At 50.9% G+C, this 16284-nt stretch carries 17 protein-coding genes and 2 rRNA genes; 17 read left to right on the top strand and 2 right to left on the bottom strand.

Annotated elements, in window-relative coordinates; all coding sequences use genetic code 11:
* The 12 genes from ACKOVI_RS03795 to ACKOVI_RS03740 form a co-directional block, all read left to right on the top strand.
* Positions 1–2307 (top strand): 23S ribosomal RNA (locus tag ACKOVI_RS03795); the annotation flags it as partial.
* A gap of 122 nt (positions 2308–2429) precedes the next feature.
* Positions 2430–2546: ribosomal RNA gene (gene rrf, locus ACKOVI_RS03790) — 5S ribosomal RNA — on the top strand.
* Positions 2547–2631: 85 nt separating this feature from the next.
* Positions 2632–3540, top strand: a complete 909-nt coding sequence (locus tag ACKOVI_RS03785) for a hypothetical protein (protein WP_509602701.1) — start codon at positions 2632–2634, stop codon at positions 3538–3540.
* 87 nt (positions 3541–3627) lie between these two features.
* Positions 3628–3966, top strand: coding sequence for a single-stranded DNA-binding protein (locus tag ACKOVI_RS03780; RefSeq protein WP_509602700.1), 339 nt, complete (start codon positions 3628–3630; stop codon positions 3964–3966).
* Positions 3967–4014: 48 nt separating this feature from the next.
* On the top strand, positions 4015–4347 hold the full coding sequence (locus ACKOVI_RS03775) for a hypothetical protein (RefSeq protein WP_509602699.1): 333 nt from the start codon (positions 4015–4017) through the stop codon (positions 4345–4347).
* 11 nt (positions 4348–4358) lie between these two features.
* Positions 4359–4520 carry a hypothetical protein gene (locus ACKOVI_RS03770; RefSeq protein ID WP_509602698.1) on the top strand — a complete coding sequence of 54 codons (162 nt, stop codon included), beginning with the start codon at positions 4359–4361 and terminating at the stop codon, positions 4518–4520.
* A 13-nt stretch (positions 4521–4533) separates the two neighbouring features.
* The gene (locus ACKOVI_RS03765) at positions 4534–5322 is read left to right on the top strand and encodes a TlyA family RNA methyltransferase (RefSeq protein ID WP_509602697.1); all 789 of its coding nucleotides are present in this window, start codon (positions 4534–4536) and stop codon (positions 5320–5322) included.
* Positions 5319–6176: an NAD kinase gene (locus ACKOVI_RS03760; protein ID WP_509602696.1), complete on the top strand. Its 858-nt coding sequence runs from the start codon at positions 5319–5321 to the stop codon at positions 6174–6176. Before ACKOVI_RS03765 ends, ACKOVI_RS03760 begins: the two co-directional genes overlap by 4 nt.
* On the top strand, positions 6169–7917 hold the full coding sequence (recN, locus tag ACKOVI_RS03755) for a DNA repair protein RecN (protein WP_509602695.1): 1749 nt from the start codon (positions 6169–6171) through the stop codon (positions 7915–7917). Before ACKOVI_RS03760 ends, recN begins: the two co-directional genes overlap by 8 nt.
* Before the next feature lie 14 nt (positions 7918–7931).
* Positions 7932–9581 (top strand): CTP synthase, encoded by a 1650-nt coding sequence (gene pyrG, locus ACKOVI_RS03750; protein WP_509602694.1) that lies wholly within the window; start codon positions 7932–7934, stop codon positions 9579–9581.
* Between the two features lie 2 nt (positions 9582–9583).
* Entirely contained in the window at positions 9584–10672 is a 1089-nt protein-coding gene (ald, locus tag ACKOVI_RS03745; RefSeq protein WP_509602693.1) for an alanine dehydrogenase, read from the top strand.
* Entirely contained in the window at positions 10656–11579 is a 924-nt protein-coding gene (locus tag ACKOVI_RS03740; protein ID WP_509602691.1) for a site-specific tyrosine recombinase, read from the top strand. The genes ald and ACKOVI_RS03740 overlap by 17 nt, the downstream gene beginning before the upstream one ends.
* 1 nt (position 11580) lies before the next feature.
* Here the strand turns inward: ACKOVI_RS03740 and ACKOVI_RS03735 are convergent, their stop codons facing one another.
* Positions 11581–11994, bottom strand: coding sequence for a hypothetical protein (locus ACKOVI_RS03735; RefSeq protein WP_509602690.1), 414 nt, complete (start codon positions 11992–11994; stop codon positions 11581–11583).
* A complete protein-coding gene (locus ACKOVI_RS03730) occupies positions 11991–12875 on the bottom strand; it encodes a ParA family protein (RefSeq protein ID WP_509602689.1) in 885 nt (294 codons plus the stop codon). Before ACKOVI_RS03730 ends, ACKOVI_RS03735 begins: the two co-directional genes overlap by 4 nt.
* Positions 12876–12955: 80 nt before the next feature.
* Between ACKOVI_RS03730 and ACKOVI_RS03725 the strand changes: the two genes are divergently transcribed.
* From ACKOVI_RS03725 to ACKOVI_RS03705, 5 genes are all read left to right on the top strand, one after another.
* Entirely contained in the window at positions 12956–13891 is a 936-nt protein-coding gene (locus tag ACKOVI_RS03725) for a segregation and condensation protein A (RefSeq protein ID WP_509602688.1), read from the top strand.
* 112 nt (positions 13892–14003) lie between these two features.
* Positions 14004–14513 (top strand): SMC-Scp complex subunit ScpB, encoded by a 510-nt coding sequence (gene scpB, locus ACKOVI_RS03720; RefSeq protein ID WP_509602702.1) that lies wholly within the window; start codon positions 14004–14006, stop codon positions 14511–14513.
* 94 nt (positions 14514–14607) lie between these two features.
* Positions 14608–15324, top strand: coding sequence for a pseudouridine synthase (locus tag ACKOVI_RS03715; RefSeq protein ID WP_509602687.1), 717 nt, complete (start codon positions 14608–14610; stop codon positions 15322–15324).
* A 267-nt stretch (positions 15325–15591) separates the two neighbouring features.
* Positions 15592–15954, top strand: a complete 363-nt coding sequence (gene aroH, locus ACKOVI_RS03710) for a chorismate mutase (protein WP_509602685.1) — start codon at positions 15592–15594, stop codon at positions 15952–15954.
* 12 nt (positions 15955–15966) lie between these two features.
* The coding region (locus ACKOVI_RS03705; RefSeq protein ID WP_509602684.1) for a 3-hydroxyacyl-CoA dehydrogenase NAD-binding domain-containing protein at positions 15967–16284 on the top strand (318 nt) is incomplete at its 3' end.

The raw sequence follows: 16284 nt of genomic DNA, 5'->3' as shown, positions 1-16284 counted from the left end.
CGTGGAGGACCGAACCCACTTAGGTTGAAAACTGAGGGGATGACCTGTGGATAGGGGTGAAAGGCCAATCAAACTTCGTGATAGCTGGTTCTCCCCGAAATGCATTTAGGTGCAGCGTTGTGTGTTTCTTGCCGGAGGTAGAGCACTGGATAGCTAATGGGCCCTACAAGGTTACTGACGTTAGCCAAACTCCGAATGCCGGTAAGTGAGAGCGCAGCAGTGAGACTGCGGGGGATAAGCTCCGTAGTCGAGAGGGAAACAGCCCAGACCATCAGCTAAGGCCCCTAAGCGGTGACTAAGTGGAAAAGGATGTGGAGTCGCAGTGACAACCAGGAGGTTGGCTTGGAAGCAGCCACCCTTGAAAGAGTGCGTAATAGCTCACTGGTCAAGTGATTCCGCGCCGACAATGTAGCGGGGCTCAAGCCATCCGCCGAAGCCATGGCAACCGTGTATCAACCCAAGCCTTCGTGGTTCAGGGGCATGGTTGGGTAGGGGAGCGTCGTGTCACGGGTGAAGCGCCGGAGTGATCCAGGTGTGGATGTGACACGAGTGAGAATGCAGGCATGAGTAGCGAATCACGGGTGAGAAACCCGTGCGCCGATTGATCAAGGGTTCCAGGGTCAAGCTAATCTGCCCTGGGTAAGTCGGGACCTAAGGCGAGGCCGACAGGCGTAGTCGATGGACAACGGGTTGATATTCCCGTACCGGCGAAAAACCGTCCATGTTGAACAGGGGATACTAACCGCCCGAGACCTGCCCGACACCCCTTGTGGGTGAAGGGTTTTGGTGGAGCGCGGGACCTGATCCTGGGAGGCAAGCGTATTAACAGGTGTGACGCAGGAAGGTAGCCGAGCCGGGCGATGGTTGTCCCGGTCTAAGGATGTAGGGCGAGTGGTAGGCAAATCCGCCACTCAATGTGCCTGAGATCTGATGGGACCCCCGTTTGGGGGGATTTGGTGATCCTATGCTGCCGAGAAAAGCATCGACGCGAGGTTTTAGCCGCCCGTACCCCAAACCGACACAGGTGATCAGGTAGAGAATACTAAGGCGATCGAGAGAATTATGGTTAAGGAACTCGGCAAAATGCCCCCGTAACTTCGGGAGAAGGGGGGCCCCAACCTTGAACGGACTTCGCGTCCGGGAGGGGATCGGGGCCGCAGAGACCAGGGGGAAGCGACTGTTTACTAAAAACACAGGTCCGTGCGAAGTCGCAAGACGATGTATACGGACTGACTCCTGCCCGGTGCTGGAAGGTTAAGAGGACCGGTTAGCCCTTACGGGCGAAGCTGAGAATTTAAGCCCCAGTAAACGGCGGTGGTAACTATAACCATCCTAAGGTAGCGAAATTCCTTGTCGGGTAAGTTCCGACCTGCACGAATGGAGTAACGACTTCCCCGCTGTCTCAACCATAAACTCGGCGAAATTGCAGTACGAGTAAAGATGCTCGTTACGCGCAGCAGGACGGAAAGACCCCGAGACCTTTACTATAGTTTGGTATTGGTGTTCGGAGTGGCTTGTGTAGGATAGGTGGGAGACGTTGAAGCCCGGACGCCAGTTCGGGTGGAGTCATCGTTGAAATACCACTCTGGTCACTTTGGACATCTAACTTCGGCCCGTAATCCGGGTCAGGGACAGTGCCTGATGGGTAGTTTAACTGGGGCGGTTGCCTCCTAAAAAGTAACGGAGGCGCCCAAAGGTTCCCTCAACCTGGTTGGTAATCAGGTGACGAGTGTAAGTGCACAAGGGAGCTTGACTGTGAGACTGACAAGTCGAGCAGGGACGAAAGTCGGGACTAGTGATCCGGCAGTGGCTTGTGGAAGCGCTGTCGCTCAACGGATAAAAGGTACCTCGGGGATAACAGGCTGATCTTGCCCAAGAGTCCATATCGACGGCATGGTTTGGCACCTCGATGTCGGCTCGTCGCATCCTGGGGCTGGAGTAGGTCCCAAGGGTTGGGCTGTTCGCCCATTAAAGAGGCACGCGAGCTGGGTTCAGAACGTCGTGAGACAGTTCGGTCCCTATCTTCTGTGCGCGTAAGAAACTTGAGAAGGGCTGACCCTAGTACGAGAGGACCGGGTCGGACGAACCTCTGGTGTGTCGGTTGTTCCGCCAGGAGCACCGCCGATTAGCTACGTTCGGAAGGGATAACCGCTGAAAGCATCTAAGCGGGAAGCTCGCTTCAAGATTAGGTTTCTCATTGGTTTACCAAGTAAGGCCCCCAGCTAGACTACTGGGTTGATAGGGTGGAAGTGGAAGAGCCGTAAGGCTTGGAGCTGACCACTACTAATAGGCCGAGGATTTAACTACAAAGTTGCTACGCGTCCACTGTGTGGCTCTCGAGATACGGTCGAGAGTCGCTAATAAAGAAGATCAGATTATTTTCTGGTCAGGCTTACTTAGTGATTTAACGTCCAAAAACTCAATAGCGTTTCGGCATCCATAGCGTGAGGGAAACACCCGGTCCCATTCCGAACCCGGAAGTTAAGCCTCACAGCGTCGATGGTACTGCACGGGTGACCTTGTGGGAGAGTAGAACGATGCCGGACTTACATTATAAAAAGGGCGCTTACAGCAATGTGGGCGCCCTTTTTGTTTTCTTGACAATGTAAATGCACTCGATGGGAGAGAGCGATGAATGAACGCAACGAACGACCTAGCCGTCCAGGAAATGGACGTCCTTCAGGATCTGGTCGTCCCTCTTCTGGCCGTCCATCACGTCCCGGAGATCGTCCATCACGTCCCGGAGATGTACGCAACACAGGTCGTGGCGGTCGGGATGACCGCGCCGGTGCCACTCGCAATGTCTCCGATGGTCGCTCAGTCAGCGATCCTCGCGGATTTCGTCCAACACCGATGGATCGCGACCCATCCCGCGTGCGTCCACGCATCTTTGAGCCCGATATTCCAGAGCATGTCACTGGCGAAGAGCTAGAGAAGAGTGTTCGCGCGGAGCTGCTCAGTCTCTCTGCCGAAAATGCAAAGGTAGTTGCAAGCCATATGGTCTGCGTTAACCTATATATGGATATTGATCCAGAGCTTGCACATAAACATGCGACCGCTGCTGCGTATCATGCAGGTCGTCTTGCAGTAGTTCGCGAGACAGCTGGATATGCCGCATACCGTGCAGGCCATTATGAAATTGCATTGAAAGAATTGCGCGCCGCCAATCGAATCTCTGGTGATGTCACAGCATGGCCAGTGATGGCAGATTGTGAGCGAGGTCTTGGAAATCCACTGAAAGCCCTGAAAATGGCTGGTTCTCCAGAGGTTTCACGTCTTGGCAAGGCTGAAGAAATTGAGATGCGCATCGTTGCAGCAGGTGCTCGTCGCGATCTCGGTGAGTTTGATGCAGCTGTTGTCACTCTGCAATGTCGCGAACTTCAGAACGATCGCGAACCATGGTCGCTTCGTATTCGTTATGCGTACGCTGATGCGCTTGCTGCATCTGGTCGACTCGAAGAGGCTCGCGAGTGGTTTGGCAAGTGTGCTCTTCTCGATGTAGATGAAGAGACTGATGCAGCAGAACGTGCACAGGCATAGTTCTATCCACAGCGTCCACTCAGTTCTTATTCCGATAGCCATTTATCCTTAAGAATCTCGCCTTCATTTATTGATGGAGGTTCACAGATGACAGCAAAGAAGAAGTCAGAAGTTTCAGAGGGAGAAGATTTCTCGCTCAATGATTGTCTATTAAGAGGCAGAGTCTCGGCTCACGCGATAGATCGTGAACTGCCAAGCGGAGAGCATGTTGTTGAATTCCGTCTCATAGTCACACGCGCCGAGCGCGAGGGTGTTGATACCCTTGATATAGCTGCCTGGAGTGCAAAATCCCGTCGCACCGCGCTCTCTCTCAAACCAGGGGAGTGGGTTGAAGTTTCTGGCGCAGTCCGTAGACGTTTCTGGCAAGGCCCTGCCGGACTTGCAAGTCGCTGGCAGATTGAGGGCGAGAGCATCACGCGCCTATAGCCAGCCTATGGCGGGCACTTCATCACTGTAAGCCGTTACTCTTACCTCATGGCTAAGACTCCTGCTGGCGAACTTCTCTCAACTCTCAAGAGCTACTTTCATCAGCTGACTGAAGGAGAGCGAACTCCTACAGAGGTTGCATCAGCCTTCAACGATTGGGCTCGCGAGAGCGCTGAATCCGTCAAAGCGAAAATTGCTGAAGAAGTCGAGACTACGGTTTCGAAGATGGGTTTTATTAAGCGCGAGGAATATGACAAGCTCGTAGCACGTGTTGCACAACTCGAAGGCAGTAAGAAGCAAACCGCAAAGCCAGTGAAGAAGGTTGCAAAGAGCGCTCCCAAGAAGAGCGCGAAAACAGTAAAAGCGAAAGCGAGCAAGTAATGAGCGACCAGATGAACCAAGTGCATTCTGAGACAACTGAAGAATCAATCGTAGATGGGGTCCGCCGCGAACTCGAAGAGATTGATGCGTCAGATCCATCAGAACATGTCGCTCGTTTTGAAGCGCTTCACAAGAAACTTCAGGATTCACTCAACTCAATCGATGGCCTCTAATAAGTAAAACCATATGAAGACCAGACTCGATGCAGAACTCGTCCGCCGCGAACTTGCACGTTCGCGCGAGCAGGCTGCGGATTTAATCGAATCTCGTTCGGTATTGGTCAATGGAATTCCTGCAACAAAGCCTGCAACACAAGTTGATGCCGAGACATCCATTGTTATCCAGGGAAATCGCGATGACTTTGTATCTCGTGGTGGGCATAAGCTCGCCGGTGCCCTCGATGTCTTCACAGATGTAGTAGTTGAAGGTAAGACCTGTCTAGATGCCGGAGCGTCTACTGGTGGCTTTACCGATGTTCTGTTGCGTCGGGGTGCCAAGAAAGTTGTTGCAGTTGATGTGGGATATGGGCAACTTGCATGGGAGCTCCGCACCGATGAGCGCGTCAAAGTTCTAGATCGCACCAATATTCGCCATCTCACTGGCGACCAGGTCGGAGAAGAAATTGCACTTGTAGTTGCGGACCTCTCCTTTATCTCACTCTCATTAGTTCTGCCTGCTCTCGCTGCCGTCTCGCGACCAGATGCAGACTTCGTTCTGATGGTGAAACCGCAATTTGAAGTGGGTCGTGAAAAACTTGGCGCCGGCGGAGTCGTTCGCGATCCTGAATTACGAAAATCAGCAGTCTTGGATGTTGCTGAATCTGCCTACGATGTTGGCCTAGGCACTATGGGAATTGCTGCAAGCCCCCTCCCAGGCCCGGCAGGAAATGTTGAATATTTCTTATGGCTTCGTCGAGGCGCACCCGCTATCAAGGAGGCCGATCTTGATCGCGCTATTGCGGATGGTCCAGCATGAGCAGGCGACGCGCAGTAGTACTGATCAATTCTTCTCGCATCGAAGCAGTTTCGGCAGCGCGCGATCTCGCTTCAATTCTGATTCAGCACGACTTTGAACTCGTAACACCAACAGAAATTTCAGTCGACAACATCGCGCCGGTTTCAGTCGACAACATCGGAGAAGTAGAAGTTGCAATCGTTCTGGGGGGAGATGGCACAATCCTTCGCGGAGCAGAAGTTACTCTCCTTCGCGGAATCCCACTGCTTGGCATCAACCTAGGACATGTCGGATTTCTGGCCGAGGTTTCTAAGCCTTCACTCGCTGACATTGCCAAGAGCATCGTAGATAAGAGCTACGTCTATGAAAACCGAATGGTTCTCGGTTACTCCGTCATGCGTGATGGAAATGAAATTTCACAAGGGTGGGCGCTCAATGAAATTACTGTCGAGCGTGAGCGCACCACGATGGTCGAACTCTTCGTAGAAATCGATCGAAGACCGCTCTCTCATTGGGGTTGTGATGGTTTGATCTGCTCAACTCCAACAGGTTCCACCGCATATGCATTCAGCGCGGGTGGGCCTGTTCTGTGGCCTGAAATTGATGCACTCGTTCTCTTGCCGATTTCAGCACATGCACTCTTCTCGCGTCCCATGGTCGTTTCGACCCAATCGGAAATCGTTGTAACTGTCGAATCACAGGTGGCGTTGCTCTCTGCAGATGCACTGCGAAAACTGCCACTTGTCGCGGGAGACCGTGTTGTGATTACTCGCAATCCGCACACCATCAAATTGGCTCACGTAAATCCAACCCTTTTCACTGATCGCTTGGTGGCAAAGTTCAAACTTCCCATAGAAGGATGGCGTGGTGAGTGAACGCACGTATCTAGAAGAGATTTCTATCCGCAATCTTGGAATCATCGAAGAGTCTCACCTTGAACTTGGCAAAGGTCTCAACGTATTAACCGGAGAAACCGGTGCTGGAAAGACCATGATTCTTACCGCCCTCAACTTAGTTCTCGGAGGAAAGTCAGATAGCGCCCTTGTTCGCCACGGCTCTGATCGACTCACCGCTTCAGCAACTTTCTTAGTGAATCAGCCACTCAATAACGAGTTCACCCATATTCTGGAAGAGAACAATGCAGTTATTGAAGATTCGCAGGTCATTTTCTCTCGCTCTGTTACCGCAGAAGGCAAGAGCAAGGCATCCTGCAATGGCGCCACCGTTACTGCAAGCGCTCTCGCCGAGATGTCTACTCACTTGATTGAGATCCATGGGCAATCCGCAAATACTCAATTGGTAAAGCCAGCCAAGCAACGTGAACTCCTCGATCGGTTTGGTGGCTCTGCAATCTCTGATGCTCTTGCTCGCTATTCGATTCAATATGAGTCATTCCTCGAGCTCAAGAATCGTATTAAAGTAATGAAGAACGCATCTTCGATGCGCGATAGCGAGATAGCTGAACTCGAAGAATTCCTTGATGGCTGGGGCAAGCTCAAGCCGACTCGAGGTGAAATCGCAAAAACGGTAGATGAAATCTCGCGTCTTTCCAGCGTTGAAGATCTGAGAATTGCAGGCACTGGTGCATTTGAGGCGATATCTGATGAGGAATCTGGTGCGATTACCACACTAGGTGCTGCAAAACGTTCACTCGAAAATGCAAAGGGTCGTGATTCTCGACTCGATGCAATCACCGATCAAATCGCTGAAAGTTTCTACATTCTCGATGAGGCATCTCGCGATCTCTCGTCCTACCTTTCAACGTTAGAAGCTGATCCTGATCGCCTCAATGCGCTTCAGGAGCGTCGCGCCGAACTGACTGCCTTCGTTAAGAAATGGGGGACAGGCGCTGATCCAGACGCTGCGATGGTAGATCTAGCAGCTCGAGCAAAGAGCGGTCGAGAGAATATTGCTGATCTTCGTGGAGGTGATGATCGAATTGCAGAGCTTGAGAACGAACTTGCGAAGATTAAGAAGGATTTAGTCAAGGCTGCACAAGTTCTCACAGGAGCTCGCAGTGTTGCCGCTGAAAATCTCTCGAGCGCTGTCTCAGAAGAACTGAAACATCTCTCGATGCCCCATACACAACTGGTTATTGATATCGAATCTCCAGATTATTCAGGCGCACTAAAAGAGAGTGACTTCACTTCACTGGGGTGTGATGAGGTAACAATTTCCATTAAGGCACATGCAACTGCTGCTCCTGTGGCGATTGGCAAGGGCGCATCTGGCGGCGAAATGTCACGCATTATGTTGGCGCTCGAAGTTGTGATCGCAAAGACTCATCCCGTCGGAACCTATATTTTTGATGAGGTAGATGCTGGAGTCGGGGGCAAGGCAGCAATTGAAGTGGGCCGCAGATTGCATCTTCTCGCGCAGAGCTCACAAGTAATTGTGGTAACGCACCTCCCTCAAGTTGCTGCCTGGGCCGACACCCATTTCCGAGTTGAAAAACGCAGTGATGGGTTGATCGTCGAATCCGGAGTAGAAAAGTTGTCAGAATCTGCGCGAGTAGAGGAGATTGCTCGCATGCTTGCCGGTCTCGAAGAGTCGACCAGTGCCCTAGAACACGCGGCAGAACTCCTTGCCATGAGAGGTGAACGCCTTAAAGGATGATAGGTTCGACTCCCATGAGCCAAAAAGACGCTAGCCATGGACATGTCACCAAACACATCTTCGTAACAGGTGGAGTCGCCTCCAGTCTCGGTAAAGGGCTCACGGCATCAAGCCTTGGCCGCCTCCTTGTTGCCCGTGGCATCCGCGTCACTATGCAGAAGCTCGATCCATACCTCAACGTAGATCCGGGCACAATGAACCCGTTCCAGCATGGCGAAGTCTTTGTAACAGATGATGGAGCTGAGACCGACCTTGATATCGGGCACTACGAGCGATTCTTGGACCGCAATCTCGAAGGTTCAGCCAATGTCACAACCGGTCAGGTCTATTCACGAGTGATCGCACGCGAGCGTCGCGGTGAATACCTCGGAGAGACGGTACAAGTAATTCCGCATATCACCAATGAGATTAAAGAGCGCATGCTCGGCAATGACTCTCCGGATATCGACGTTGTTATTACTGAAATTGGTGGAACAGTCGGAGATATCGAATCGCAACCATTCCTGGAGGCGGCTCGTCAAATTCGCCAAGAGGTAGGCCGTGACAATGTTTTCTATCTTCATATTTCGCTTGTTCCGTACATCGGTCCTTCAGGAGAATTGAAGACAAAACCAACACAACATTCGATTGCTGCACTTCGCAGTATTGGTATTGCTCCGGATGGAATCGTTCTTCGTTGCGATCGCCCAATTCCTGAAGGCATCAAGAAGAAGATTTCACTGATGTGCGATGTTGATATGGAAGCAGTGGTTGCGGCTGTCGATGCCCCATCTATCTACGACATTCCAAAGGTTCTCAATCATGAAGGACTTGATTCGTACATCGTTCGTCGACTCAACCTCGGTGGCCACGATGTTCAATGGGGCGAGTGGGATGCTCTTCTTGAGAAGGTTCATCACCCACAGCACCATGTTCGAATTGGCTTAGTGGGAAAGTACATCGATCTTCCCGATGCATATCTATCCGTCTCAGAAGCTCTACGTGCGGGCGGCTTCGCCAATAACGCAAAGGTAGAGATTGTCTGGATTCCTAGCGACAACTGTGAGACTCCAGAAGGCGCCAAGAAGGAACTCGGAACAGTGGATGCTATATGCGTTCCTGGTGGTTTCGGTATTCGCGGAATCGAAGGAAAACTCGGCGCTCTTACATTTGCTCGTGAAAATAAGATTCCAACTCTTGGTCTCTGTCTCGGACTTCAATGCATGGTGATTGAAGCGGCACGTAATCTTGCAGGTATCAAGGATGCAAGCTCAGCCGAATTCACGCCTGATTCAGGCACTCATGTCATCGCAACTATGGCAGAACAGATGGATATCGTCGCAGGGGAGGCCGATATGGGTGGCTCGATGCGTCTGGGTCTCTATAAGGCCCAATTAATGCCAGGTTCTATTGTTGCCGAGGTCTACGGAGAAACTGAAATCTCCGAACGTCACCGCCACCGCTATGAAGTCAATAACAAGTATCGTGATCAGATTGCGGCGGCAGGAATTAACTTCTCGGGTATTTTTGCAGAAAAGAATCTTGTTGAGTTTGTTGAATTACCTCGCGACGTTCATCCATACTATGTGGGAACTCAGGCGCATCCAGAGCTTCGTTCCCGTCCAACACGTCCACATCCACTATTTAGCGGACTAGTAGCCGCAGCAATTGCGAAGAAAGGCTAACCATGCTCGTCGGTGTCCCTAAAGAAATTAAAGTTCTCGAAGCTCGCGTAGCGTTAACTCCAGAAGGAGCTTCGGAATTTATTCGAGCAGGTCATTCAGTGGTTGTTGAAAAAGGCGCTGGACTTGGCTCTGCGATTACTGATGATCAATACATTGCGGCTGGCGCATCAATCGAAAACGATGTTGAAAAAATCTGGCGCGATGCCGATCTGATTTTGAAGGTAAAAGAACCGATTGAGGCGGAATACCCACGTCTTCGAGCGGGGCAGATTCTCTTTACATACCTACACTTAGCAGCGAGCAAAGCATGTACCGACGCTCTTATTGACAGTGGAACAACTGCCATTGCTTATGAAACTGTTGAACTCAACGGAACACTTCCGCTTCTTGCTCCGATGTCTGAGGTTGCCGGTCGTCTTGCAACACAGGTCGGTGCAACAGCTCTCCAGAAGCCCAATGGCGGACGCGGCGTTCTCCTAGGTGGAGTTCCAGGTGTCGCACCAGGAAAAGTTGTTGTCATCGGCGGCGGTGTCGCTGGTCTTAATGCCGCGGTTATTGCCATGGGCATGGGTGCAGATGTCACTGTCCTCGATCGTTCTCTCCCGCGTCTTGCTTACATAGACACGATGTACCAGGGACGCATTAAGACTCTTGCATCGACGTATGGTGCTATCGATCGTGAAGTAAAGTCAGCTGATCTTGTAGTAGGAGCGGTATTGGTGCATGGCGCTAAAGCTCCAAAGCTTGTGACAAATGAGCAAGTCAAGGGGATGAAGCCAGGGGCAGTTCTTGTCGATATTGCAATCGACCAAGGAGGCTGTTTCGAAGATTCTCGCGCGACAACTCATGCTGAGCCAACATTTAAGGTACACGATGCCATTTTCTATTGTGTAGCTAATATGCCAGGAGCAGTTCCAGTTGCCTCTACCTATGCGCTCACAAATGCAACTTTGCCGTATGCGCTTTCTCTAGCAAACAATGGTTGGGAAGCTGCGATTGCAAAGGATTCAGCGCTTGCAAAGGGACTCAATGTTCACGCCGGCAAAGTTTGCTATGAGGCGGTTGCGGTAGCCCATGGCTATTCCATGTAACGTTGCAATCTCAACCTATCTAGATCATCTACGAATCGAGCGTGGTCTCTCTACCAATTCAATTGACAGTTATGCACGTGACCTCAAGAAGTTCGAAGAGCTTATTGACGAACGCACAATCGATTTTGAAATGGTTGATGAATCGGTAATTTCTCAGCTCATTGGTGAATTGAAAAGTGGGGGGCTGGCGCCGACCTCCATCAATAGATTTCTCTCTGCGCTCAAAGGCTTCTACAAATACTGTGCCCTTGAATATTCAATTGTGAATCCCATGGTGGACATCAATCAATTCAAAGTGGCTCGCAAATTACCAAAGGCGCTCTCCGTAGAGGAAGTTACTCGGTTGATTGAATCCACCATGAACCCTGCGGATCCAAATTCCTTACGTGATAGAGCAATGGTGGAAATTCTCTACGGTACTGGGGCTCGAGTTGCAGAACTTGTTGGAATTGATGTAAGCGACATTAGTAAGGATGCTGTTGATGGCGAAGAAATCACTATTATTAAATTGCGGGGCAAAGGATCTAAAGAGCGATTAGTTCCTCTTGGTAAATTTGCGCTAGAAGCGATTGAGGATTACCTGGTGCGAGTAAGGCCAGCTTTACTTTCCAAGAATTCACAGGGGGAGAGGGCGCTCTTTCTCAACGCTCGAGGCACTCGATTGTCTCGACAGTCAGCATGGTTAACGGTCTTGAAGGCAGCAAAATTGTCCGGGCTTGAAGGTCGTGTTTCACCACACGTCTTTCGGCATAGTTATGCAACCCATCTCCTCGATGGTGGGGCGGATATTCGCGTTGTTCAAGAACTATTAGGGCATGCATCCGTAACAACAACGCAGATCTATACACTGGTAACAATAGATAAGGTGCGCGAAAGTTACTCGCTCGCGCACCCTCGATCCAAATAAATTAAAGACCGCGAAGGCGGCGAGCAAGGATGCTCTGTTCTCCCTTTGATTCAAGGTCTGCGATGATCACTGCAATTGATTCGCGAACTATGCGACCACGATCTACTGCAAGCCCAAGGTCTCCGCGTAACATTAAACGCGCTTGATCTAAATCAAAGAGTTCATCAGGGGATAGGTAGACAGTGATCTTCTCATCGTGGCGTTCGCGACCTGAAGGCGACTTATCCGCCTGTGTCACGCGGCGACGTGGGATTGAGCGAACACCCTTCTTGCTCTTAGGTGCAGATGTAGTGACGGGTGCTGCAACAGAAGGTGCTGTAACAGTGGGTTCAACAACTTCGCGTACCGCAGAAAGTGCTGGTGCTGTGTTGCGGAAGAGTTCGTCAGCTCCCGGCAAGCTAGCTCTACGTGTCATCGTGCGCCTCCTCGTGAGATTAGTTCGCGTGCTAGTCGGCGATATGACTGTGCACCCGCTGAAGATGTTGCATAAGCGGTGATTGGCTCGCCAGCAACAGTGGCTTCTGAGAATCGAATAGATTTGGAAATAAGAGTGTCAAATACAACGCCTGGATGACCTTCAATAATGCGTGAAATAACTTCACGGTTGTGAAGAGTTTTCTTCTCAAACATCGTTGCAATGATTCCAATGAGTTTAAGATTTGGGTTATAGACCTCACGGACCTTGCCGATATTCTCTGAGAGCTCAATAAATCCATGCATTGCAAAGTTTTCGCATTGCATCGGAACGATAATTTCATCTGATGCTACAAGCGCGTTGATTGCCAGGCGACCCATAGTTGGCTGACAGTCAATCAAAATAACGTCATACTCATTGCGTAGCGGTGCGAGCGCTTTCTTGAGATAGAGGTGACCAGAAATATCGCTAGAAAGTTTCATTTCGATTCCTACAAGGTCCTTATTAGCAGGCAAGAAATCGAGATTAGCTACAGATGACTTCAAAACGATCTCATCGATGTTGGCATCGGGAGCTAGAAGTGCGTAGTAGACAGTGTTCTCAAGTGGAAGTCGATGTGCGTTGACACCGAGTCCAAGCGAGAGACCACCTTGCGGGTCAAAGTCGACGAGCAGTACGCGGCGTCCTAGCTCTGCAAGAGCAGCGCCGAGACTGATTGTTGTCGTTGTCTTACCGACGCCACCTTTTTGATTGAAAATAGAGATGACCTTTGCCTGCCCATGCTCTGTAATAGGAGCCGGAAGTGGGAAGTTATGGGGTGTTCCTCCGAAGAGAGCTGCAGCGGTGACTACATCATCCTCAAATGTCGATTTAGCGTTCAAGCGTCAAACCTCTTTCTCAATTGGCGCGACTCTAGTCGGGATGTGCGCCAACTAGCAACTAGACCAAGTAAGGTTCGCGCGTGGATATTCTCGAGACCTCTGGGCCAGATGCGCCTGCGCAGTCTCCCGTCAGCGACGGAGCTTTTAGCGTCCACCTCGATAATTTTGATGGTCCCTTTGACCTGCTCCTTCAGCTAATTTCTAAGCATAAGCTCGATATCACCGAGGTCTCGCTCAGCCTTGTCACCGATGAATTTATCTCCTTTATTCGAGCCCTTGAGGCCTCGGGAGAGGGATGGCGCCTGGATCAGGCGACCGAATTCCTCGTGATTGCGGCGACCTTACTTGACCTTAAGGCAGCCAGGCTTCTGCCCAGCGGTGAGATCGAGGATGAGGAAGATCTCGCTCTCCTTGAGGCGAGGGATATCCTCTTCGCTCGCCTCTTGCAATATCGCGCCTTTAAAGAGATTGCAGCCAACTTCCAAGAGGCAATTGCCGCGGCCGATAAGTCATTCCCACGCGTAGTTGCTCTCGATCCAGCTCTCTCCACTCTACTCCCAGAGGTCCTCATCGGAGTAGGCCCAGAGCGCTTTGCCGCTATCGCCGACCGCGTATTGACCCCTAAGGTCGCCCCTGTGGTAGCCGTTGAGCACCTCCATAGCGCCCTCGTAAGCGTGGCCGAGGAATCTCGTTTGGTGGTTGAGGCCCTACGCAAAGGCCGCACAGTCAGCTTTAGATCGCTCATCCATGAGGCAGAGTCGACCCTGGTCGTTGTAGCCCGTTTCCTCGCCCTACTCGACCTCTACCGCCAAGGCGCACTGCGTTTTGAGCAAGTAGTCGCTCTTGGCGAGCTTCAAATTAGCTGGGTTGGTTCTGATGAGGGCGAAATTCTCGCTACATCTGAGTTCGATATCCCTGTCAGTGAGCAGTACCCTGAAGAAGAGGTTGAGGGTATTGCGCCTGAAAACCCTCAAGTAGTAGTTGAGACCACAGAAGAGAGTGAAGACGATGAGTGATCTTGCGCCAGACGAAGTAGAGAGTATTGAGGCCGTGACTGAGCCTGCCGAAGGCCAGCTGTCGCATGTATACGATGAAGCAACCCTGGGACGCTCTATCGAAGCGATTTTGATGGTGGTTGATGAGCCTGTCACAGAGCTCACTCTCGCATCAGTCCTTGAAGTCACTGTCGATCAGATTGTCGATGCCCTCGAGCGCCTTGCATCTTCCTATGAAGATCGTGGATTTACCCTCAAAGCTATCAACGGGGGATGGCGCTTCTATAGCTCGCCTGAATTTAGCCCAGTTGTGGAAAAGTTCGTCCTCGATGGCCAACAGAATCGCCTCACCCAGGCGGCTCTCGAGACTCTCGCCGTCATTGCCTACCGCCAGCCTGTCTCTCGTGCTCGAGTTTCAGCTATCCGTGGCGTGAACGTTGAAGCTGTTATGAAGACATTGATTACCCGTGGCCTCGTCGATGAGTATGGAATCGAGAACGAGACCGGGGCAATCCTTTATAAGACCACTAGCTACTTCCTCGAACGCCTTGGGCTCAATAAGCTCGAAGATCTCCCACCACTGGCCCCTCATCTGCCAGATATCGATGGGCTCGATGAGATTCTCGATTCGCTGACAGACTAACTCTTCAGCTACACTCTCCACCACTCGCTGCGAGAAACGAAGCAGCGCAATGTCGACTGTCGTTCAATGGATAGCCGCGGAAATGGAAAGTCAGATGGCAGAAATTCGCCTCAATAAAATCATCGCAGATGCTGGCGTCACCTCTCGTAGGGGAGCGGACGACTTGATCATCTCTGGCCGCGTCATGGTCGATGGGATCGTTATCCGTGAACTTGGAGCTAAATTTGACCCGGAAAAGGTTCATGTAGAAGTTGATAGTGAGACAATATCTCAGCAAATAACTAAGACTTATCTAGCGCTTCATAAACCTAGAGGTGTTTTGTCTACTATGTACGACCCTGATGGGCGTCCATCCTTGGCTGACTTTATCGATCTGCGAACCGAGCGCCTCTTCCACGTAGGACGTCTCGATAAGGATTCAGAAGGTCTTATTTTGCTCACAAATGATGGCGAGTTAACCTTCCGCGCAACCCACCCATCCTATGGACTTGAGAAGACCTACATTATCGAATTCGATGGAACCCTTCCTGCTGGAGTCGAAAAGACCTTGCGAAACGGAGTCGAGCTTGAGGATGGAATGGCTCGCGTTTTGGACTATAAGCAGCTTTCGCCGACGTGGTTAGAGGTCACAATCCATGAGGGTCGCTACCACATCATCCGCCGACTGATGGAGGCAATCGGAGTAGAGGTCATCCGCTTGATTCGCACCAAGTTCGGCCCGATCTCCCTGGGTGAAACCCTGGAGGGAAGATGGCGTGATCTCAATGACGGTGAATTGCTAAGTTTGCAAAAAGCTTTAGATTTAAAATAATAAATCGATATGTAAGTAGTTAACCTATAAAGCATTTTATCGATATTCAAAAAGCAATCTCAACAAATAGTTATTTATCGACATAAATGAGCGTAAACTGGGTGAGTAAAAAAGGATTTATCGATATTTATAGGTTACCTTGAATACGAGCACTTCTGAGAGCAGGTCCGTCGAGATCGTTGAAATATCCCAAGACAATTCATAGTTTTAGCGACAAAATGCTAAATAAATATAAACCAGGAGAGTGAAGGAGGGTATGATTTGGCCATGTCAGTGCGCGCTATCCGTGGAGCAATACAGGTTGAGGCCAATACCGCTGAGGCCATTGCCGCTGGAACCAAGGAGCTCCTCTCAGAGATACTTACAGCCAATGACCTTCCGGTAGCAGATGTGATCTCAGTGCTACTGACCGCCACCCCAGACCTGACGGCCGCTTTCCCGGCAGCGGCTGCTCGTGAGGTTGGCTTTGAGGCAACTCCCTTGCTCTGTGCTGTAGAAATCGATGTTACGGGCGCTCTTCCACGCGTAATCAGGGCGATGGCGACCGTCGAAACACCCCGTACAGCCGATGAAATCTCACATATCTACCTAGCCGGAGCCAAGGCGCTGCGGCGAGATATCGCTCAATAAGGGCGAGAGTTTATGGCACTTACTCATGTACGGATTGTTGGCTCTGGACTCATAGGTTCATCGATTGGTCTAGCTCTCACTGCAAAGGGCATCAGTGTCACCATGGTTGATGTCAATCCTGCTGCTGCACAGTTGGCCCAAGATTTAATGAGATCTACCCCATCCGAGAAGAGCCAGGTCACTCTCGTTGCGTCGCCACTCTCTACCGTTTCAGAGGTCATCGCGAAAGAGATTCCGCTAGGTCTCAACGTGGGATTTCTAGATATCAGTTCAGTAAAGGTTAAGCCTGTAATAGAGGTTTCAGCGATTGATCTCGATATGTCTTACTTT

Source organism: Candidatus Planktophila sp. (genome assembly GCF_046070465.1).
In the GTDB taxonomy this organism is placed as follows: domain Bacteria; phylum Actinomycetota; class Actinomycetes; order Nanopelagicales; family Nanopelagicaceae; genus Planktophila.
Note: the sequence above shows the minus strand (reverse complement) of the source record. Positions and strands in the feature narration are given on the sequence as shown.

What these genes read in the sequence shown, in the direction of transcription:
- ACKOVI_RS03785 (WP_509602701.1), top strand. Translation starts at nt 2,632, where the DNA reads ATGAATGAACGCAACGAACGACCTAGCCGTCCAGGAAATGGACGTCCT.
- ACKOVI_RS03780 (WP_509602700.1), top strand. Translation starts at nt 3,628, where the DNA reads ATGACAGCAAAGAAGAAGTCAGAAGTTTCAGAGGGAGAAGATTTCTCG.
- ACKOVI_RS03775 (WP_509602699.1), top strand. Translation starts at nt 4,015, where the DNA reads ATGGCTAAGACTCCTGCTGGCGAACTTCTCTCAACTCTCAAGAGCTAC.
- ACKOVI_RS03770 (WP_509602698.1), top strand. Translation starts at nt 4,359, where the DNA reads ATGAACCAAGTGCATTCTGAGACAACTGAAGAATCAATCGTAGATGGG.
- ACKOVI_RS03765 (WP_509602697.1), top strand. Translation starts at nt 4,534, where the DNA reads ATGAAGACCAGACTCGATGCAGAACTCGTCCGCCGCGAACTTGCACGT.
- ACKOVI_RS03760 (WP_509602696.1), top strand. Translation starts at nt 5,319, where the DNA reads ATGAGCAGGCGACGCGCAGTAGTACTGATCAATTCTTCTCGCATCGAA.
- pyrG (WP_509602694.1), top strand. Translation starts at nt 7,932, where the DNA reads ATGAGCCAAAAAGACGCTAGCCATGGACATGTCACCAAACACATCTTC.
- ald (WP_509602693.1), top strand. Translation starts at nt 9,584, where the DNA reads ATGCTCGTCGGTGTCCCTAAAGAAATTAAAGTTCTCGAAGCTCGCGTA.
- ACKOVI_RS03740 (WP_509602691.1), top strand. Translation starts at nt 10,656, where the DNA reads ATGGCTATTCCATGTAACGTTGCAATCTCAACCTATCTAGATCATCTA.
- ACKOVI_RS03735 (WP_509602690.1), bottom strand. Translation starts at nt 11,994, where the DNA reads ATGACACGTAGAGCTAGCTTGCCGGGAGCTGACGAACTCTTCCGCAAC.
- scpB (WP_509602702.1), top strand. Translation starts at nt 14,004, where the DNA reads ATGGTGGTTGATGAGCCTGTCACAGAGCTCACTCTCGCATCAGTCCTT.
- ACKOVI_RS03715 (WP_509602687.1), top strand. Translation starts at nt 14,608, where the DNA reads ATGGCAGAAATTCGCCTCAATAAAATCATCGCAGATGCTGGCGTCACC.
- aroH (WP_509602685.1), top strand. Translation starts at nt 15,592, where the DNA reads ATGTCAGTGCGCGCTATCCGTGGAGCAATACAGGTTGAGGCCAATACC.